Origin of the sequence: Butyricimonas hominis (assembly GCF_014287455.1) — a bacterium.
Lineage (GTDB): Bacteria > Bacteroidota > Bacteroidia > Bacteroidales > Marinifilaceae > Butyricimonas > Butyricimonas muris.
On record NZ_JACOOH010000051.1, the window covers coordinates 1 to 930 of the forward strand.

1 pseudogene is annotated in these 930 nt (G+C 60.5%); it reads left to right on the forward strand.

The window, feature by feature from the left end:
* Nucleotides 1–930: pseudogene (locus H8S64_RS22170) on the forward strand (RHS repeat protein); the annotation flags it as partial.

Here is a 930-nt window from a genome sequence, read left to right on the forward strand (position 1 = left end):
GGGAAAGACCACAAGGATGACGTACTCCGGACACCTGATGACGGAGAAGACCGACCGCAACGGCGACACCTACTATTGGGAGTACGACGGAAAGGGACGCTGCGTGCATACCTACGGCAAGGACGGAATGATGGAGGGACGCATAGAGTACCATCCCGAAAAGGGCTACAACCTGGTGACCGACTCCACGGGTGGGACGACCACCTACCGCTACACACCCGAACAGCTCATAACGGCGGAGATAGACCCGCTGGGCAACGAGACACGCAACAGCTACACGGACTACATGGAGCCGTACCGCACCACAGATCCCGAGGGCGGAGTGACGGGCTACAGCTATGACGGGGAGGGAAAGCTCACCGGCATCACCTATCCCGACGGCAGCGGGGAAATGTTCGTCCATGACGAGAGAGGACGGCTCATCATCCACATAGACCGCGAGGGGAACAAGACGGTGCGCCTGTACGACAGGGAACGCCCGCACCTCGTGACCGGATTCATAGACGCTGCGGGAGAAGTGACCGAACTGGCCTACGACGCACACGGACTGCCCGTGACGATAAGCAAGGGAAAGCGCCGGAGCGAACTCTCGTACGACAGGGAAATGAATCTCGGAGCATGGCATGAGGACGGCAGGAAGCTCGGAGGATGGAAGCACGACGCAAGGGGAAGGATGACGGAACGCACCTCCCCCGGATACCGCACGGAGTACTACCACTACGATGCGCTGGACCGTCTGCGCCGCATAGACGCACGGGACGGGAACGTCATACACCTGGACTACGACAGCTACGACAGCATCACCGAGGCACGTGACGCAAGAAGGCATGTGCGCATGGGCTACAACTCGGTGGGCAGCATGACGTGGCGGGAGGAAGCCGGGCACAGGGTGAGCTTCAGCTATGACGGGATGGACCGGCTGATAGAGGT